General features: G+C 67.8%; 17 protein-coding genes. 5 read left to right on the forward strand and 12 right to left on the reverse strand.

Features of this window, described 5'->3' with window-relative positions:
• Positions 1 to 5: 5 nt before the first annotated feature.
• Genes BOSE46_RS20160 through BOSE46_RS20175 form a run of 4 tightly spaced genes read right to left on the reverse strand, consistent with a single transcriptional unit; the run spans position 6 to position 3,503 of the window.
• The gene (locus tag BOSE46_RS20160; RefSeq protein WP_159542133.1) at positions 6 to 674 is read right to left on the reverse strand and encodes a hypothetical protein; all 669 of its coding nucleotides are present in this window, start codon (positions 672 to 674) and stop codon (positions 6 to 8) included.
• A 16-nt stretch (positions 675 to 690) separates the two neighbouring features.
• The gene (locus BOSE46_RS20165) at positions 691 to 1,353 is read right to left on the reverse strand and encodes a hypothetical protein (protein ID WP_159542135.1); all 663 of its coding nucleotides are present in this window, start codon (positions 1,351 to 1,353) and stop codon (positions 691 to 693) included.
• Positions 1,350 to 2,813 (reverse strand): NAD-dependent succinate-semialdehyde dehydrogenase, encoded by a 1,464-nt coding sequence (locus BOSE46_RS20170; protein ID WP_159542137.1) that lies wholly within the window; start codon positions 2,811 to 2,813, stop codon positions 1,350 to 1,352. The genes BOSE46_RS20165 and BOSE46_RS20170 overlap by 4 nt, the downstream gene beginning before the upstream one ends.
• A 36-nt stretch (positions 2,814 to 2,849) precedes the next feature.
• Positions 2,850 to 3,503: a DedA family protein gene (locus tag BOSE46_RS20175; protein ID WP_236551823.1), complete on the reverse strand. Its 654-nt coding sequence runs from the start codon at positions 3,501 to 3,503 to the stop codon at positions 2,850 to 2,852.
• 4 nt (positions 3,504 to 3,507) lie between these two features.
• On the opposite strand from BOSE46_RS20175, the gene BOSE46_RS20180 reads away from it, so the two are divergent.
• Positions 3,508 to 5,010: a hypothetical protein gene (locus BOSE46_RS20180; protein ID WP_159542139.1), complete on the forward strand. Its 1,503-nt coding sequence runs from the start codon at positions 3,508 to 3,510 to the stop codon at positions 5,008 to 5,010.
• Positions 5,011 to 5,129: 119 nt separating this feature from the next.
• Here the strand turns inward: BOSE46_RS20180 and BOSE46_RS20185 are convergent, their stop codons facing one another.
• Positions 5,130 to 5,657, reverse strand: a complete 528-nt coding sequence (locus BOSE46_RS20185; RefSeq protein ID WP_159542141.1) for a hypothetical protein — start codon at positions 5,655 to 5,657, stop codon at positions 5,130 to 5,132.
• Between the two features lie 21 nt (positions 5,658 to 5,678).
• The gene (gene dnaB, locus BOSE46_RS20190; RefSeq protein ID WP_159542143.1) at positions 5,679 to 7,091 is read right to left on the reverse strand and encodes a replicative DNA helicase; all 1,413 of its coding nucleotides are present in this window, start codon (positions 7,089 to 7,091) and stop codon (positions 5,679 to 5,681) included.
• Between the two features lie 377 nt (positions 7,092 to 7,468).
• On the opposite strand from dnaB, the gene BOSE46_RS20195 reads away from it, so the two are divergent.
• Positions 7,469 to 8,791, forward strand: a complete 1,323-nt coding sequence (locus BOSE46_RS20195; protein WP_159542145.1) for an MATE family efflux transporter — start codon at positions 7,469 to 7,471, stop codon at positions 8,789 to 8,791.
• A 4-nt stretch (positions 8,792 to 8,795) separates the two neighbouring features.
• The gene (locus tag BOSE46_RS20200) at positions 8,796 to 9,485 is read left to right on the forward strand and encodes an alpha/beta hydrolase (protein WP_159542147.1); all 690 of its coding nucleotides are present in this window, start codon (positions 8,796 to 8,798) and stop codon (positions 9,483 to 9,485) included.
• Here BOSE46_RS20200 and BOSE46_RS20205 read toward each other — a convergent pair.
• The 6 genes from BOSE46_RS20205 to BOSE46_RS20230 form a co-directional block, all read right to left on the reverse strand.
• Positions 9,469 to 11,151 (reverse strand): ABC transporter family substrate-binding protein, encoded by a 1,683-nt coding sequence (locus BOSE46_RS20205; protein WP_159542149.1) that lies wholly within the window; start codon positions 11,149 to 11,151, stop codon positions 9,469 to 9,471. The two genes, BOSE46_RS20200 and BOSE46_RS20205, sit on opposite strands and share 17 nt — an antisense overlap.
• 63 nt (positions 11,152 to 11,214) lie before the next feature.
• Positions 11,215 to 11,661 (reverse strand): 50S ribosomal protein L9, encoded by a 447-nt coding sequence (gene rplI / locus BOSE46_RS20210; RefSeq protein ID WP_159542151.1) that lies wholly within the window; start codon positions 11,659 to 11,661, stop codon positions 11,215 to 11,217.
• A gap of 12 nt (positions 11,662 to 11,673) precedes the next feature.
• Positions 11,674 to 11,910 (reverse strand): 30S ribosomal protein S18, encoded by a 237-nt coding sequence (rpsR, locus tag BOSE46_RS20215; RefSeq protein ID WP_159542153.1) that lies wholly within the window; start codon positions 11,908 to 11,910, stop codon positions 11,674 to 11,676.
• 30 nt (positions 11,911 to 11,940) lie between these two features.
• Positions 11,941 to 12,474 carry a single-stranded DNA-binding protein gene (locus BOSE46_RS20220; protein WP_159542155.1) on the reverse strand — a complete coding sequence of 178 codons (534 nt, stop codon included), beginning with the start codon at positions 12,472 to 12,474 and terminating at the stop codon, positions 11,941 to 11,943.
• A 108-nt stretch (positions 12,475 to 12,582) separates the two neighbouring features.
• Positions 12,583 to 12,873, reverse strand: coding sequence for a 30S ribosomal protein S6 (gene rpsF / locus BOSE46_RS20225; protein WP_056215410.1), 291 nt, complete (start codon positions 12,871 to 12,873; stop codon positions 12,583 to 12,585).
• A 121-nt stretch (positions 12,874 to 12,994) separates the two neighbouring features.
• Entirely contained in the window at positions 12,995 to 13,420 is a 426-nt protein-coding gene (locus BOSE46_RS20230) for a nuclear transport factor 2 family protein (protein WP_159542157.1), read from the reverse strand.
• A 68-nt stretch (positions 13,421 to 13,488) separates the two neighbouring features.
• Between BOSE46_RS20230 and BOSE46_RS20235 the strand changes: the two genes are divergently transcribed.
• Together BOSE46_RS20235 and BOSE46_RS20240 are read left to right on the forward strand one after the other, a co-directional pair.
• Positions 13,489 to 14,379, forward strand: coding sequence for a TIGR03619 family F420-dependent LLM class oxidoreductase (locus BOSE46_RS20235; RefSeq protein WP_236551824.1), 891 nt, complete (start codon positions 13,489 to 13,491; stop codon positions 14,377 to 14,379).
• 96 nt (positions 14,380 to 14,475) lie between these two features.
• The gene (locus tag BOSE46_RS20240; protein WP_159542159.1) at positions 14,476 to 14,823 is read left to right on the forward strand and encodes a YciI family protein; all 348 of its coding nucleotides are present in this window, start codon (positions 14,476 to 14,478) and stop codon (positions 14,821 to 14,823) included.
• Position 14,824: the final 1 nt, after the last annotated feature.

The raw sequence follows: 14,824 nt of genomic DNA on the forward strand, positions 1-14,824 counted from the left end.
TTCCGTCAACGGGGCAGACGCTCGGCGGCGTTCGCATAGATCGTCGACAGGGCGGTCTCCGCGCGCTTGCGACCCGCCGCCGAGTCGGCGTCAGAACCGATCGCCAGTACGTCGGCGTAGATGCCTTGGGAACAGGTCGACGCCCGCGCGACCTGTGCATCGATCTCGTCAACGGTCTGCGTTGCCGAAGTCGTGTCGCCGTCCACGGTCGCGCCCGTGGCGTCCTGCAGCACATTCCAGAGATCGCACGCGGCGTCGTCGTCGATCAAGGCGAGATCGCTCTCGGTCAGCCCGGCGCGCTTCAGGACGTCGGCGAGGAACTTCTTCGCCTGGGGGCTCGCTGGCTCCCTTGCCACGAGCTCCGGGACCTTCTGCGCCCAGACCCGGGCTCGCATACCGCGGTAGGTCACCTGGTTCGGCGCCGATGGCTCCGGAGTGTCACCGAAGGTGCAGGCCCACGACGGGAAGTCGTTCTCGGGCCTGCCCTGAACGTCGACCTTGGCCCCGACGACCACGTCACGTTGCTTCTGCGTCAGCAGGTCGCAGGCGATGAAGCGGTCCGGCGTACGCGGTGCCGACTTCGTGGTCTTGGCCCCGCCGCCATCGTCACCACCACCGCACGCCGTGAGGGTTCCCAGCAGAACGAGAGCGATGCCCCCGAGAATCAATCGCATCGGGCAACCCTAAGCGTCAGCGTGTCGCGACCGCTCGCTTTTGGACAGCTGCCAGCGCTTTGGTCACGGCCGAATCGACGGCCTTCGTCTTCCTGAGGTCCGGCACCGAGAAGATGAGCGACGTCATCTCGCCCGAGGTGCACATCTGTGCCGAGACGCCGGACTCGGACTCCGTGATCGGCACCTGCGAGATCGTGGTCGTCGCGCCCTTCTTGGCCCCGTTGATCTCGGCCAGCGTGGTGAAGGCGGCGCAGGCCTGCTTGCCGGTGAAGGATGATGCGCCCGACAGCAGCTTCTTGGCCCGCGCGAGCTCCTTCTTGTCGGCCGCCGTCTTGACCCCACCGGAGGACTCCAGCTGCTTCACGACCTGGGGCAGGGTCTTGGCCCAGGCCTGCGCCGGCAGGGTCGTGACCTGGATCAACCCGGTGCTGCCCTGCCATCGGCACTGGCTGCTCTGGTCGGTGCCGTTGGTCGCCACCACCGTGTCGATCGCCGAACCGGCGAGCTCCTTGCGCTCACCCGCCGTCAGGAACGAGCAGGCCGGCTCCTTGGGATCGACGGTCGCCTGCGACGCCGACGGGTTGGGTGCCGGGTCCGCATTCTTGCCGTCGCTGCCACCACTGCACGCCGCCAGGAGGAGTCCGGCTGCCACCGTCAGCGCCAGCCTGCGCAGCATCACAGGGCGAGGCCGACGTACTTGGTCTCGAGGTACTCCTCGATGCCCTCGGCGCCACCTTCGCGACCGAAGCCGGACGCCTTCACCCCGCCGAACGGGGCCGCAGGGTTGGACACGATGCCCTGGTTGATCCCGACCATGCCGGTCTCGAGCCCCTCGTAGACCCGCACGGCGCGGGAGAGGTCCGACGTGAAGGCGTACGCGACCAGGCCGAACTCGGTGTCGTTCGCCATCCGCAGGGCGTCGGCCTCGTCGGTGAACGTGAAGATCGGCGCAACCGGGCCGAAGATCTCCTCCTTCGCGAGCCGTGCACCCAGAGGTACGTCCGACAGCACGGTCGGCGAGTAGTAGTAGCCCTCGCCGTCGGGCGCGGAGCCGCCCGTCAGGACCGTCGCACCCTTGCCGACCGCATCGTCGACGAGCTCGGCGACCTTGTCGCGCTGCTTGGCCTCGACGAGGGGGCCGACGTCGATGCCGTCCTCGGTGCCACGGCCGACCGACAGGGCCTGCATCTTCTCGGTGAGCTTCGTGCCGAACTCCTCGGCGACGGACTCGTGCACGATGAACCGGTTGGCGGCCGTGCAGGCCTCACCGATGTTGCGCATCTTGGCGAGCATCGCGCCCTCGACCGCCTTGTCGATGTCGGCGTCGTCGAACACCAGGAACGGCGCGTTGCCGCCCAGCTCCATCGACACCCGGAGCAGTCCCTCGGCGCTCTGCTCGACCAGTGAACGGCCGACCTCGGTCGACCCGGTGAACGTGAGCTTGCGCAGCCGCGGGTCGCGGATGATCGGCTCCATGACCTCGCCGGTGCTCTTGGTCGTGACGATGTTGAGGATGCCGTCGGGCAGCCCGGCCTCGGTGAGGATGTCGCCGAGGCGCAGCATCGACAGCGGCGTGAGCGCGGCCGGCTTGACCACCATGGTGCAGCCGGCAGCGATCGCCGGACCGATCTTGCGGGTGCCCATCGCCAGCGGGAAGTTCCACGGCGTGATCATGAGGCACGGGCCGACCGGCTGCTTGAGCGTCAGGAGCCGCGTCGCCCCGTTGGGCGCGACGCTGTAGCGGCCGGCGATGCGTACGGCCTCCTCGGAGAACCAGCGGAAGAACTCCGAGCCGTACGCGATCTCGGCCTTGGCCTCCTTGATCGGCTTGCCCATCTCGAGCGTCATCAGCAGGGCGAGCTCGTCGGCGCGCTCGGTGATGATCTCGAATGCCTTGCGCAGGATCTCTCCGCGGTCGCGGGGCGGCGTCGCAGCCCAGTCGGCCTGCGCGGCGACGGCTGCGTCGAGGGCGGCCTTGCCGTCGGCGACGCTCGCGTCAGCGACTTCGACGAGGGTCTGCCCGTTGGACGGATCCTCGACGGCGAACGTCTTGCCACCCTCGGCGGCGCGCCACTGCCCACCGATGAACAGCTGCGGGTGAACGGCAGCGACGACTTCCTTCTCGCGTGACTCAGTCATGAAGCCAGCGTAGGACGGTGGTCCAGCCCGCGCCGCTCAGGCGACGCGGCGGCTGCGGAGCTTGTAGACGACGAACCATGCCAGGCCGACGACGACCGCGACCACGAGCGCGTACTTGAGGTAGTTCCCGTACTTCTCGACGCTCTCCCAGTTGTTGCCGAGCTGGTAGCCGGCGACGATCCAGATCGTGTTCCAGATCAGGCTGCCGGCGGTCGTGTAGAGGAGGAACCGCGGGACCGACATCTGCTCGACGCCCGCGGGGATCGACACCAGGCTGCGGATCGCCGGCACCATGCGGCCGAAGAACACCGCCGCGGCGTCGTTGCGGGCGAACCAGGCCACGCCCTTGTCGATGTCGCGCGCGGTGACGAGCGGGATCTTGGCCAGCACGTGGCGCGTACGTTCGAGGCCGAAGACGCGGGAGATCCAGTAGAGGATCAACGCCCCGCCGACCGAGCCGATCGTCGCGGCGATGATGACCGCGACCAGCCCGAAGTCGCCGCGTTCGGCGCTGAATCCGGCCAGGGGCAGTGCGACCTCACTCGGCAGGAACGGCAGGATCGTCTCGATCGCCAGCACCAGGCCGACGCCCAGGAGACCGACCGAGCCCATGATGTCGGCGACCAGACCCGCAAGTCCGGAGTCGGGGACACTCGACGACTCGGTCATCAGGGTGGTCAGTAGGGTCACGGGCATGAGCGTATCGGCAAGGCTCAACCCACTCATGGTGATCGGCTGTGCAGTGGCTGTGGCTCTCGTGGCGGGCGTCGTCGCGTATGCGGACGACGACGCGCTGCAGCCTGGTACGTCTGCAGCAGGCACACGGATCCACACCCCGACCAGGTCTCTCGACATCGTGCGCTCGGCAACCCCGGCCGCCTCCGCGCTCGGCGTCTCGCGGCGCTTGTACGACGCCTCGCCGATTGCCGTGGTCACCGCGGCACATGACCCGAAGGCGCAGCGGACCGCGATTGCGTCGGCGACGCGCCTGGGCGTGCCGGTGCTGATCGACGGGCCGGCCGTCCCCGCCGAGCTCAAGCGGCTCGGCGCCCGACGCGTGCTGACATTCGGCAAGACCCGCAAGGTCCCGGGCGGCCAGCCGGTGCCCGTCGACGCAGCGTCAGCGGGCAAGGCCGTCGCCAAGCTCGGTGGTGTGGCCACCAGAAGCGCGCGACACCTCGACGCGATCGTGGTGACCCGGTCGCGTACGGCGAACGCCGCTGCCGTCGCCACGGCTCGCAATGCCGGTGCCGACGTGTTCCAGCTCCGGACGGCCGACCCTCGTCGTACGCGAACGGTGGCCAAGGCGCTCGCAGCGCGACCGGACACCCCGGTCATCGCCCTCGGCACTCCGTTCACGCACGGTTTCGCGTACTCACTCGCCGTCGTGCGCCGGCACATCGTCCAGCCGACCGGCGGCTATCTCGCGCTGCCCGGCAAGCACTACACCGCGATGTACGGCCACCCGGGCGCGCCGTCCCTGGGTGTCCTGGGCGAGCAGGGCGTCAAGGCGTCGGTCAAACGGGTCGAGCGGCTCGCCCGGAAGTACCGCCGGGTCAGCAAGGCCGAGTTCGTCCCGACGTTCGAGATCATCGCGACGGTCGCGTCGGGATCAGCGGGCAAGGACAAGAACTACTCGCAGGAGGTGTCGATCAAGACCCTGACGCCGCTGGTCAACGCGGCGCGGAAGGCCGGCGTCTACGTGATCCTCGACCTGCAGCCCGGACGTACGGACTTCCTCACGCAGGCCAAGCGCTATCGCTCACTGCTGGAGCGGCCCAATGTCGGGCTCGCGCTCGATCCCGAGTGGCGGCTCAAGAAGAAGCAGAAGCACCTGCGCCAGATCGGCTCGGTCAAGGTCGCCGAGATCAACCGGGTCAGCCACTGGCTGGCCCGCCTGACCCGGGAGAAGGCGCTGCCGCAGAAGCTCTTCGTCCTGCACCAGTTCTCGCTCTCGATGATCAAGCACCGCGGTCGGCTGGAGACGCGACACCCTGAGCTCGCGACGGTGATCCACGTCGACGGCTCCGGCCCGCAAGGTGCCAAGCGCGGAACGTGGAAGGCGCTGCGCCGCAACGCCCCGGACGGCGTCTACTGGGGCTGGAAGAACTTCGTCGACGAGGACCCGCACATGCTGACGGCCGAGGACACCTGGACCCGCGTCAGGCCCCACCCCTCGCTGATCTCGTACCAGTGAGGTCTTCCGCCGCTTGATGCAGTTGGACTTCCGGAGCTATCATCGTCCTGCGCGTCACCGTAGTGATGCGAAGTGAGCTCGGTAGCCTTCCGGACGGTCGGCGTGCCGGGCTTCGCGCGTTATGGAACAACTTTGATCGATGTGCACAAGGGATCAATCCGGTCTCGCCACTCCCCGCCGCGCCCGTAGCTCCACGCGATCGCATCCGATATCCAAAGAAGAGGCTCATCCCGCGAGCGCTCGTGCGAGTACTGGATAGCCGAGGGTCCCAGTCCTTGAGCAGCGATTTCGCGGAAAAGGATCCGACGATCAAACTTGACGATCGAGTCATCGCGCTCGAGCACGATGTGAGTCACACCCAGCCGGGAGACATCGCCAATCAGGGCGGACAGGCACTCGTCTCGCGCCACTTCATCGTGCTTCGCCGATGAGACGTACACGTGCGAACGGACGCCGGTGCGAATCAGCTCAGAAAGGATCACGCGGCGTCGGCGGTCGCTTTCCTTGGTGAAGTGGATGCGACTCTGGCCCTTCATACGAAGGCTCATCACATCTCGCCGGACGGATGTCACGTCCGCGTCCGCAACCTCGGTTGCAACCACGATGTATCCACGAGCCTTGTGCTCATCCAGATAGAGACGGCTCATCTCGCCGGCCCTTCCACTCGCTCAACCAAAGAAGTCGCCGGCGGCTGCTCCGGGGGGTTCAGCGTCGCGGGCCATCGGGGTGAAACGCGAGTAGTGGCCCTGGAAGCTGACGGCGACCTTGTTGACCGGGCCGGAACGGTTCTTGGCGATGATGATGTCGGCCTCGCCGGGTCGCTCGGACTCGCCGGCGCCGTGCGCGTCGGGACGGTTGAGCAGGAGCACGATGTCGGCGTCCTGCTCGATCGATCCGGACTCACGGAGGTCGGACAGCTGCGGGGTCTTGTCGGTGCGCTGCTCCGACCCACGGTTGAGCTGGCTGATCGCGACCACCGGGAGCTCGAGCTCCTTGGCCAGCAGCTTGATCTGACGGGAGAACTCCGAGACCTCGACCTGGCGGTTCTCGACTCGCTTGCCCGACGTCATGAGCTGCAGGTAGTCGATGACGATCATGCCGAGGCCGTACTGCTTCTTGATGCGGCGCGCCTTGGAGCGGATCTCGGGCATCGTCATGTTGGGGCTGTCGTCGATGACGATCGGCGCACTCTGCACCCTGGGCATCGCCTTGCTGATGGCATCCCAGTCGCGCTGGTGCATGCCGCCACCACGCATGTGGGAGATGCTGACGCGGGCCTCTGCCGAGAGCATGCGCATGGCGATCTCGGCGCCCGTCATCTCGAGCGAGAAGATCGCGCTCGGGATGCCGTGGCGGATCGAGGCCGACCGGCAGAAGTCGAGGCCGAGCGTCGACTTGCCGACACCGGGCCGGGCCGCGACGACGATCATCTGGCCGGACCGGAATCCGGTGGTGAGCTTGTCGAGGTCGGGGAAGCCGGACGGCACGCCGGTCATCTGGCCGTCGCGACCCTGGATCTCCTCGATCTCGTCGATCGTGAGGCTCATGAGCGCGGCGACGGACTGGTAGTCCTCGGCCTGACTCGTGCCGTCGACATCCAGCACCTCGGCCTGCGCGCGATCGACGATCTCGGCGACATCGCCCTGACCAGCCTGGCCGAGCTGGGCGATGCGCTGACCGACCTCGACGAGCCGCCGCAGCACGGCCTTCTCGCGGACGATGTCGGCGTAGAAGTCGACGTTGGAGGCGATCGGGACGCCCGCGACCAGGGTGTGGAGGTAGGGGGCTCCGCCGATGCGGCCGACCTCGCCGCGACGGTGCAGCTCGGCGGCGACCGTGATGGCGTCGGCCGGCTCACCGCGGTTGGCCAGGTCGACGATCGTGTCGAAGATCAGCTCGTGGGCGGGCCGGTAGAAGTCGCGGCCCTGCAGGATGTCGGACGCCGGGTCGATGGCCTGCTTGCTGATGAGCATCGCGCCGAGCACGCTCTGCTCGGCGGCCAGGTCCTGTGGCGGAACACGTCCGGAGCCGGGGTCCTCGCTGGGCCCTGGCGCAGCCTCGTAGAGGTCCGTCACGCTCACAGAAATGTTCCCCTTTCGCCCTACTTCACGTTAACGGTCAGCACTGCCAATTCCTGGGAGCACGTGGTGCCGACCCGTCACAGTAGGCCTGTCCGGGGCGCAAGCACAGACAGCGCCACACAGGGGGTGTGCGCAACCTCGCCGAACGTGTGGAAAACGCCGACAACCATGTGCACAGCCCGTGGACGAAGGTGTGGACAAACGTCCGGCTCGTACGTCGTGCAGGCTTCTGACCTGCGTAAACACGTGTGCACCCGTGTGGAGACAAAATAGTTCGGGCCGGTTCGTCATCCACGGGTGCCTGTTCATACACTTGTCGACAAAACCCGTCACTTTGCCCCCACGACACCGTCCCGTCACGTTGAGAGGGGCTTGCGATGCGCCTCCTGCATGACGTCGACCGGCAGATCTTCCGCGTCGCGGTGCCGGCATTCTTCGCGCTGATCACCGAGCCGCTCATGCTGCTCGCGGACACCTCGATCATCGGTCATCTCGGCACGCCCGAGCTGGGCGGCCTCGCCGCCGCATCGGTCGTCCTGGGCACCGCCGTCGGGCTGTGCATCTTCCTCGCGTACGGCAGCACCGCGACCGTCTCACGGCACCACGGCGCGGGCGACGAGCGCACGGCGATGGGTCTCGCGGTCAGCAGCCTGTGGCTCGCCGCCGGCCTCGGCTTGGTCCTGGCGGCGGTCACCGCCATCACCAGCGGTGCGCTCACCGACGTGCTGTCGAGCTCGTCTGCCGTCGCCGGGTTCGCGCACGACTACCTCCTCGTCTCCGCGCTCGCGCTGCCGGCGATGCTGCTGATCCTGGCCGCGACCGGCGCGATGCGGGGAGTCCTCGACCTGCGCACGCCACTGATCGCGACGATCGTGGCGAATGTCCTCAACGTCGTGCTCAACCTGACCTTCGTCTACGGGTTCGACTGGGGCGTGCGCGGGGCCGCAGCAGGCACCGTGATCGCCCAGTGGTTCGCCGCTGCGTGGCTCGTGACGGTCGTCGTGCGCCGGGCCAGGCGCGTACGCGCGTCGACCCGTCCGCGTACGGCCGAGATCGTCGGCGCGGCCCGCCTCGGCGTTCCACTGCTGGTGCGCACGATCACGCTGCGCGCCTCGCTCGTGCTGGCGACCCTCGTCGCTGCGCAGCTCGGCGACGTCCCGCTCGCCGCCAATCAGGTGGCGGCCGCCGTGGTGACGTTCCTGGCGTTCGGGCTCGATGCCATCGCGATCGCCGGGCAGACCCTGACCGGCCGCACCCTGGGCGCCGGTGACGCCGACGGCACCCGTGCGTTGACCAACCGGATGGTCGCCTGGGGCGTCGCGACGGGCATCGTGGCTGCCGTGGTGCTGGCGGCGGCAGCCCCCTGGTTGCCGCGGCTCTTCAGCTCCGATCCGGCCGTGCAGGACGCGCTCGTGCCGGCGCTCCTCGTGGTCGCCGCGATCCAGCCGCTCTCCGGGATCGTCTTCGTGCTCGACGGCGTGCTGATCGGTGCGGGCGACGGCGCCTACCTGGCCAAGGCGGGCGTGCTGGTCCTCGCGGCGTACGCGCCGTTGGTCCTGGCCGTCGGGTGGACCGACAGCGGCTTCACGTGGCTGTGGGTCGCGTACGGCGGGTTCATCGCGGCCCGCCTCGTGACGCTGTGGCGTCGGCAGAGGGGGACCGCGTGGATGGTGCTCGGCGCGACCCGTTCGGCAGACTGAGGTCATGATCACCGAGGAGTACGCACCCGGCCGGCTCGCCGACGTCCATGGTGACGGGACGGATCTGGTCGTCCTGCTGTGGCACGGGCGTGGCGCCGACTCCCGCACGGTCGTCGCCGACCTGGCTCACGAGATCGCACGGCACGGCGCCCGGGTCGTCGTCCCCGACTGGAGGTCGGATGCGCCCGACGGCGGCCGGTCGGACCTGCTCGCGTCGCTCGACCACGCCCGCGGGGTCGCTCGGAGCCTCGACCTCGATCCCGACGGCTTGACCGTCGTCGGCTGGTCGCTCGGCGGCACGGCGGCCGTCGGCCTGGCCATGCAGGCGCCGGCCCTCGGCGTCGCCCTCGCTGCGGCGGTGCTGCTCTCTCCCGGCGACGGCCCGCGAGCGCTCGACCCTTTCACGGGCGAACCCCTGCCTGCTCCGATGCCGGAAGCCCCGCACGCGTGCCCGGTCCACGTCGTCTGCGCAACCCGGGACGAGATCGCCACGCCCCAGCTCGTACGCGGCTTGGCTGACCGTCTCGCAGCGGCGGGCTGGCCGATCACCTGGACGGAGGTCGATGCCGACCACGGGTCCATCGCGATGACCCGTTATGACGCCGAGCTGGACCGTTTCGTGCCGGCCGATGACGAGAGCACCCGTTTGGCCGGTCGCCGGGTCGCAGAGCTCGTCGTCACTTCTTCTTCGTGAAGCCGACCATCGTCCAGTCGGGCTGCTCGAACTGGGCAGCGCCGTAGTTGACCAGGCCCTTGCGGACCACCACCGCGATGGGGGTCACGGCGAGAGGGACGACCGTCGGGCTGTCGAGGACCCACTCGTCGAGCTTGGCCACCCGCTTGTCGCGGAGCTTGTCGTCGAGCGTGCCCATCGTGACGTCCCAGCCCTTGCCGAACCGGTCCTCGGTGACGCCCGTGTAGTTCTGCGCCGAGTCCACCGGGTAGAAGAGCGACTCCGCCGCGCCGATCGGGAACGGCGAGCCGCGGCGAACGAACGTCACGATGTCGAAGTCGAGCGGGATGACGAACAGGCTGAAGAATCGCTCGGCCGGAACGCTGCGGAGCCTCACCTGGACGCCGATCTTGCTGAGGTCCTGGACGATCCGCGACGCCCGATGCCGGTTGGTCGGGGTGTTGGACGGTATCGGCATCGACAGGGTGAGCTGTTTGCCGTCACGCGTACGTTTGCCGTCCGTGCCGACAACCCAGCCGGCCTTGGTCAGCAGCTGCTTGGCGGTGTCCAGGTCGAAGTCGAGCTTGGCCGAGGAGTCGACATAGCCCTGCTGGCCGGGCAACCGCATGACGCTGCCGAGTGGGCTGGGCGGTGCGCCCAGCGCGGACGACGCCTGGACCGCGATGGCCTTGCGGTCGATCGCATGGGCGATGGCCCGGCGCACGTCCGGATCCTTGAGCGGTCCGCGGGCGCCGTTGAGCGTGACCTGTGACCACTCGATGCCGGCCGCGCGCTGGATCGCCGCGCCCTTGACGTTCTTGGCGATCTTGTAGGTGTTGGCCTCGATGTCGACCGCGTCGAGCTCACCGGCGGCGAGGGCCTTGGCCAGGACTTCCGGCGTGGCGACCTGGAACGTGATCCGGGACAGCTTGGGCTTCTCACCCCACCAGCGGGGGTTGGGCAGCTCGACGACGGTGCCCCTGCGGGTGTCGATCGACTTGACGATGAAGGGGCCGTTGGACGAGATCGCCCGGGTCCGGAAGCCGCGGTTGAACAGCTTGGGCGACTTCGAGACGTTGGCGGCGAGGTGCGGATAGACGTAGAGCGGCCACTCGGCGTTGGGGGTCTTGAACGTGACGGTGTAGTCGAACTTCGTGTCGCCCTGCTCGACCGACTCGATGTCGTCGTAGCCGTCGGTCGAGGCGACCTCGTAGTCGTCGTCGGACCCGTTCTGGGCCTTCCAGTAGGCGACCATGTCGGCGGCCGTGATCGACGTGCCGCCCTGCCAGACCGCTCGAGGGTTGAGCTTGACCTCGATCTTCAACGGGTCGGTGTCGGCGACCTCGACGGACTCGGCGTAGTCGTGATCGACCCGCCAACCGCCGGTCGAGGTGATCCGGATCGCGCCACCACCGGTCGGGGCGAGGATGCGTGCGGCATCACTGTTGACCGCGTCGGGATGCGCCGGATTGAAGTTGTTGGGGATCGCGGTGGCGCCGAGGCGCAGGGTGCGACCCTGGGCGACATCGGCACGATCGGCCTTGGTCCACGACGTGTTCTTGAGGTTGGTCGCGGCCTTGCTGGTGCTGGTCGACGACGGCTTGTCATCGCCGGACACCAGCGAACAACCGGAGAGCACCAGGCTTCCGGCGAGGAGGAGTGCAGCGGGGGCTGCGAACGTACGCATGGTCGAGTAGCCGACCACCCGTGGCGGGCCAGGGAACCCCCGGCCTGACCCGCCAGAGGTGGACTACTTGGAGGCGACCACGTTGAGCTTGACCTGCGCGCTCACGTCGGGGTGGACGCGAACGGAGACCGTGTGGGCTCCGAGCGACTTGATCGGGTTGCCGACCTCGATGCGACGCTTGTCGACCTTGGCACCAGCGACGCCGAGGGCGTCGGCGATGTCGGAGACCGTGACGGCGCCGAACAGGCGGCCGCCGGCACCGGCGCGAACCGGCACGTTGATCGGGTTGGCCTCGAGGTTGCCCTTGATGCTCTGGGCCTCCTCGAGGTCGTGCACGGCGTGCGCCTCACGGGCGGCACGGATCGACTCGACCTGCTTGGCAGCGCCCTTCGACCAACGGATGGCGAAGTTGCGCGGCAGCAGGAAGTTGCGGCCGTAGCCGTCCTTGACCTCGACGATGTCGCCGGGGGTTCCGAGGTTGGTGACCTCGTGGGTGAGGATGAGCTTCATCAGAGACCTCCTTTAGCGGCTGGTCGAGGTGTAGGGCAGCAGTGCCATCTCGCGGGCGTTCTTGATGGCCTTGGCGATGAGACGCTGCTCCTGGACGGTGACACCCGTGACCCGGCGCGCGCGGATCTTGCCGCGGTCCGAGATGAACTTGCGCAGAAGCGCGGTGTCCTTGTAGTTGATTTCGGTGACCTTGGCCGCGGTGAGCGGGTTGCTCTTCTTCTTCGGCTTCCGGACTACTGGCTTTGCCATGTTGCTCCTGAACTTGATGCTGACGTGTGTTTAGAAGGGGGGCTCGTCGGTCGTGCCGGCGTTGCCGCCCCAGGCGTCAGACCCACCCTGTGCCGCGGGCTGCGTCGACCACGGGTTGCTCTGCGCAGCTCCGCCGCCACCAGCGTTGCCGGCGTTGCCGCCGCCACCCTGGCCGCCACCGAAGTCGCCGCCGCCGGAGCGGTTGGCCTTGGTGACCTTGGCCGTGGCGTAGCGCAGCGAAGGACCGATCTCGTCGACGTTGATCTCGACGCTCGTGCCCTTCGATCCGTCCTGGCGTTCGAAGTTGCGGATGCGCAGGGCGCCCGTCACGATGACGCGCTGACCCTTCTGCAGTGACTCCGCGACGTTCTCAGCCAGCTGACGCCATGCGGCGCAGCGGATGAACAGCGCATCGCCGTCCTTCCACTCGTTGGTCTGGCGGTCGAACGTACGAGGCGTCGACGCAACGGTGAAGTTGGCAACTGCGGCGCCCGAAGGAGTGAACTTGAGCTCCGGGTCGTCGGTGAGGTTGCCGATGACGGTGATGACGGTTTCGCCTGCCATGGCTCAGCCTTTCGGGTTTGGGGTGTCTGACTCCAGTGAACCGCAGTGGTGCGACACCTCGCGAGGGTCACGTGCGGTCCTTGTGGACATCTCTGTCCGAGGGTCGGGCTACTTCACGTCGGGACGTGTGACCTTCGTACGCACAACGGACTCGTTGAGCGTGAGCTGACGATCGAGCTCCTTGACCGTGGCCGGCTCCGCCTGGAGCTGGACGACGGCGTAGATGCCCTCGTTCTTCTTGTTGATCTCGTAGGCGAGGCGACGCTTGCCCCACACGTCGACGTTGTCGACTGAGCCGCCGTCCTGGCGCACGACGTTGAGGTACGTGTCCAGGCTGGGGGCGACGGTACGTTCTTCGAGATCAGGATCGAGGATGATCATGACTTCGTACGGGCGCAATGACATTCAGTCTCCTTCGGACTAAACGGCTACGGGGCCTCCGTAGCAGGAGTGGGCTGCCAATTGGCAACCGCAGAAGTCTACGGGAACACCCGTGCGCGAGGCGAATCGTCCTGCGATCTCAGATGTTGCGCCGCCACACGACCTCTTCGCGCAGGGCACGGCTGCGCCAGCCGTCGGGCGTACGGGTCATGGCGTGCCGGTAGAGGCCGCCGATCTCGACGATCTTCTCGCCGCCCTGCCCGTCGTCCATCGTCATGGGGTTGTGGAAGTACGCCGTCACGTCGGCCTCGTCGCCCCGGAGCTCCACCTCCACCTGGCCGAGCGTGTGCATCATCGTCCGGAAGAACGCGGGCAGGACCTCGGCGAGCCAGGGCTTGACCTCCGCGTACGCCCCGGCGATGCCGCCGGACTCGGTGTAGTCGATCCGGGCATCGGGCGTGAAGACCGTGTCGAGCCGGTCCCACTCGTGCGAGTCGATGGCTCGCGTGTAGCGGGTGAGCACGTCGCCGATCTCGATGCGGTCGCTGATCTGCTGAAGGTCCATCCCCGCACTCTGGCAGAAAACTGAAACACGTTCTATATTTCGACAAGCTCAATAACCAAAATCCAGCCATGACCGGAAGGTCACCCATGCGATTCACGTATGCCGAGGCCATGACCCAGGCGACGTTCTATGCCCCGTTGGCCCAAGCCGCCGAGGCGGCCGGCTACACCTCGATGACGGTGGCCGACTCCCTGATCTATCCCAAGGAGTCGGACTCGAAGTATCCCTACACCGACACCGGGGACCGCGAGTTCCTCGAGGGCAAGGAGTTCGTCGAGGCGATGATCCTCTGCGCGCACCTGTTCGCCCTGACCACGACGCTGCGCCTGACCCCGTTCGTGCTCAAGCTGCCCGTACGCCCGCCGGTGCTGGTCGCCAAGCAGGCGTCTTCGCTGGCCTTCCTGTCCGGCAACCGTCTCGGGCTCGGCGTCGGCATCTCGCCGTGGCCGGAGGACTTCGCCAACCTGCAGGTCGACTGGGCCCGCCGCGGCAAGCGGATGGACGAGTGCATGGACATCCTCCGTGGGCTGACGACCGGGGAGTTCTTCGGCTATCACGGCGAGTTCTACGACATCGACGAGATCAAGCAGAGCCCCGCGCCCACTGAGACGATCCCCCTGCTCGTGGGTGGCCATGTCGACAAGGCGCTGCGCCGGGCCGTCGTCAAGGGCGACGGCTGGATGCACGCCGGCGGCGACGGCGAGGAGCTCGACCGGCTGCTCGTACGCCTGGCGGAGATCCGCAAGGAGGAGGGCGACACCCGCGACGACTTCGAGGTGCACGTCATCTCCTACGACGCATACGACCTCGACGGCATCAAACGCCTGGAGGACAAGGGCGTCACCGACTGCATCGTCGGCTTCCGCATCCCCTACATCAAGGGTCCCGACACCGAGCCGCTCGAGACCAAGATCAAGCACCTCGAGCAGTATGCGGAGAACATCATCCACAAGGTGTGACGTGGATCACACCAGGCGATGTCCGATCGGGGCTGTTTCGGTCGTCCCCTGGGTGAGACGTTCACAGGGAACGTACGACACCCGAAAGGCTCTGCCATGACCCAGTACGCAGCCATCATCTACAGCCACGACGGCGACTGGACCTCACCCGAAGAGGCCGAGACGACCAAGGCGTACGCCGAGTTCAGCGAGAACCAGGCCGCGGTGATCCGCGGCGGCGCAGCCCTCCACCCGACCTCCACCGCGACCGTCGTGCGGGTCGAGGGTGGCCGCGGCGGCGACGTCCTCACGACCGACGGCCCGTTCGTCGAGGCACGCGAGATCCTGTCCGGCTTCTACCTCATCGAGGCCGACGATCTCGACAGCGCCGTGGCGATCGCCGCCCAGATCCCGGGCGCGTGGGACGGCGCGGTCGAGCTGCGGCCCGTCGTCCAGTTCGGCTGAA

Origin of the sequence: Aeromicrobium sp. 9AM, from assembly GCF_902506105.1 — a bacterium.
Lineage (GTDB): Bacteria > Actinomycetota > Actinomycetes > Propionibacteriales > Nocardioidaceae > Aeromicrobium.

Excerpts from the sequence above, each read along its gene's own strand:
- BOSE46_RS20160 (WP_159542133.1), bottom strand. The coding sequence starts at position 674 with ATGCGATTGATTCTCGGGGGCATCGCTCTCGTTCTGCTGGGAACCCTC.
- BOSE46_RS20170 (WP_159542137.1), bottom strand. The coding sequence starts at position 2,813 with ATGACTGAGTCACGCGAGAAGGAAGTCGTCGCTGCCGTTCACCCGCAG.
- BOSE46_RS20180 (WP_159542139.1), top strand. The coding sequence starts at position 3,508 with ATGAGCGTATCGGCAAGGCTCAACCCACTCATGGTGATCGGCTGTGCA.
- BOSE46_RS20185 (WP_159542141.1), bottom strand. The coding sequence starts at position 5,657 with ATGAGCCGTCTCTATCTGGATGAGCACAAGGCTCGTGGATACATCGTG.
- BOSE46_RS20195 (WP_159542145.1), top strand. The coding sequence starts at position 7,469 with ATGCGCCTCCTGCATGACGTCGACCGGCAGATCTTCCGCGTCGCGGTG.
- BOSE46_RS20200 (WP_159542147.1), top strand. The coding sequence starts at position 8,796 with ATGATCACCGAGGAGTACGCACCCGGCCGGCTCGCCGACGTCCATGGT.
- BOSE46_RS20205 (WP_159542149.1), bottom strand. The coding sequence starts at position 11,151 with ATGCGTACGTTCGCAGCCCCCGCTGCACTCCTCCTCGCCGGAAGCCTG.
- rplI (WP_159542151.1), bottom strand. The coding sequence starts at position 11,661 with ATGAAGCTCATCCTCACCCACGAGGTCACCAACCTCGGAACCCCCGGC.
- rpsR (WP_159542153.1), bottom strand. The coding sequence starts at position 11,910 with ATGGCAAAGCCAGTAGTCCGGAAGCCGAAGAAGAAGAGCAACCCGCTC.
- BOSE46_RS20220 (WP_159542155.1), bottom strand. The coding sequence starts at position 12,474 with ATGGCAGGCGAAACCGTCATCACCGTCATCGGCAACCTCACCGACGAC.
- BOSE46_RS20230 (WP_159542157.1), bottom strand. The coding sequence starts at position 13,420 with ATGGACCTTCAGCAGATCAGCGACCGCATCGAGATCGGCGACGTGCTC.
- BOSE46_RS20235 (WP_236551824.1), top strand. The coding sequence starts at position 13,489 with ATGACCGGAAGGTCACCCATGCGATTCACGTATGCCGAGGCCATGACC.
- BOSE46_RS20240 (WP_159542159.1), top strand. The coding sequence starts at position 14,476 with ATGACCCAGTACGCAGCCATCATCTACAGCCACGACGGCGACTGGACC.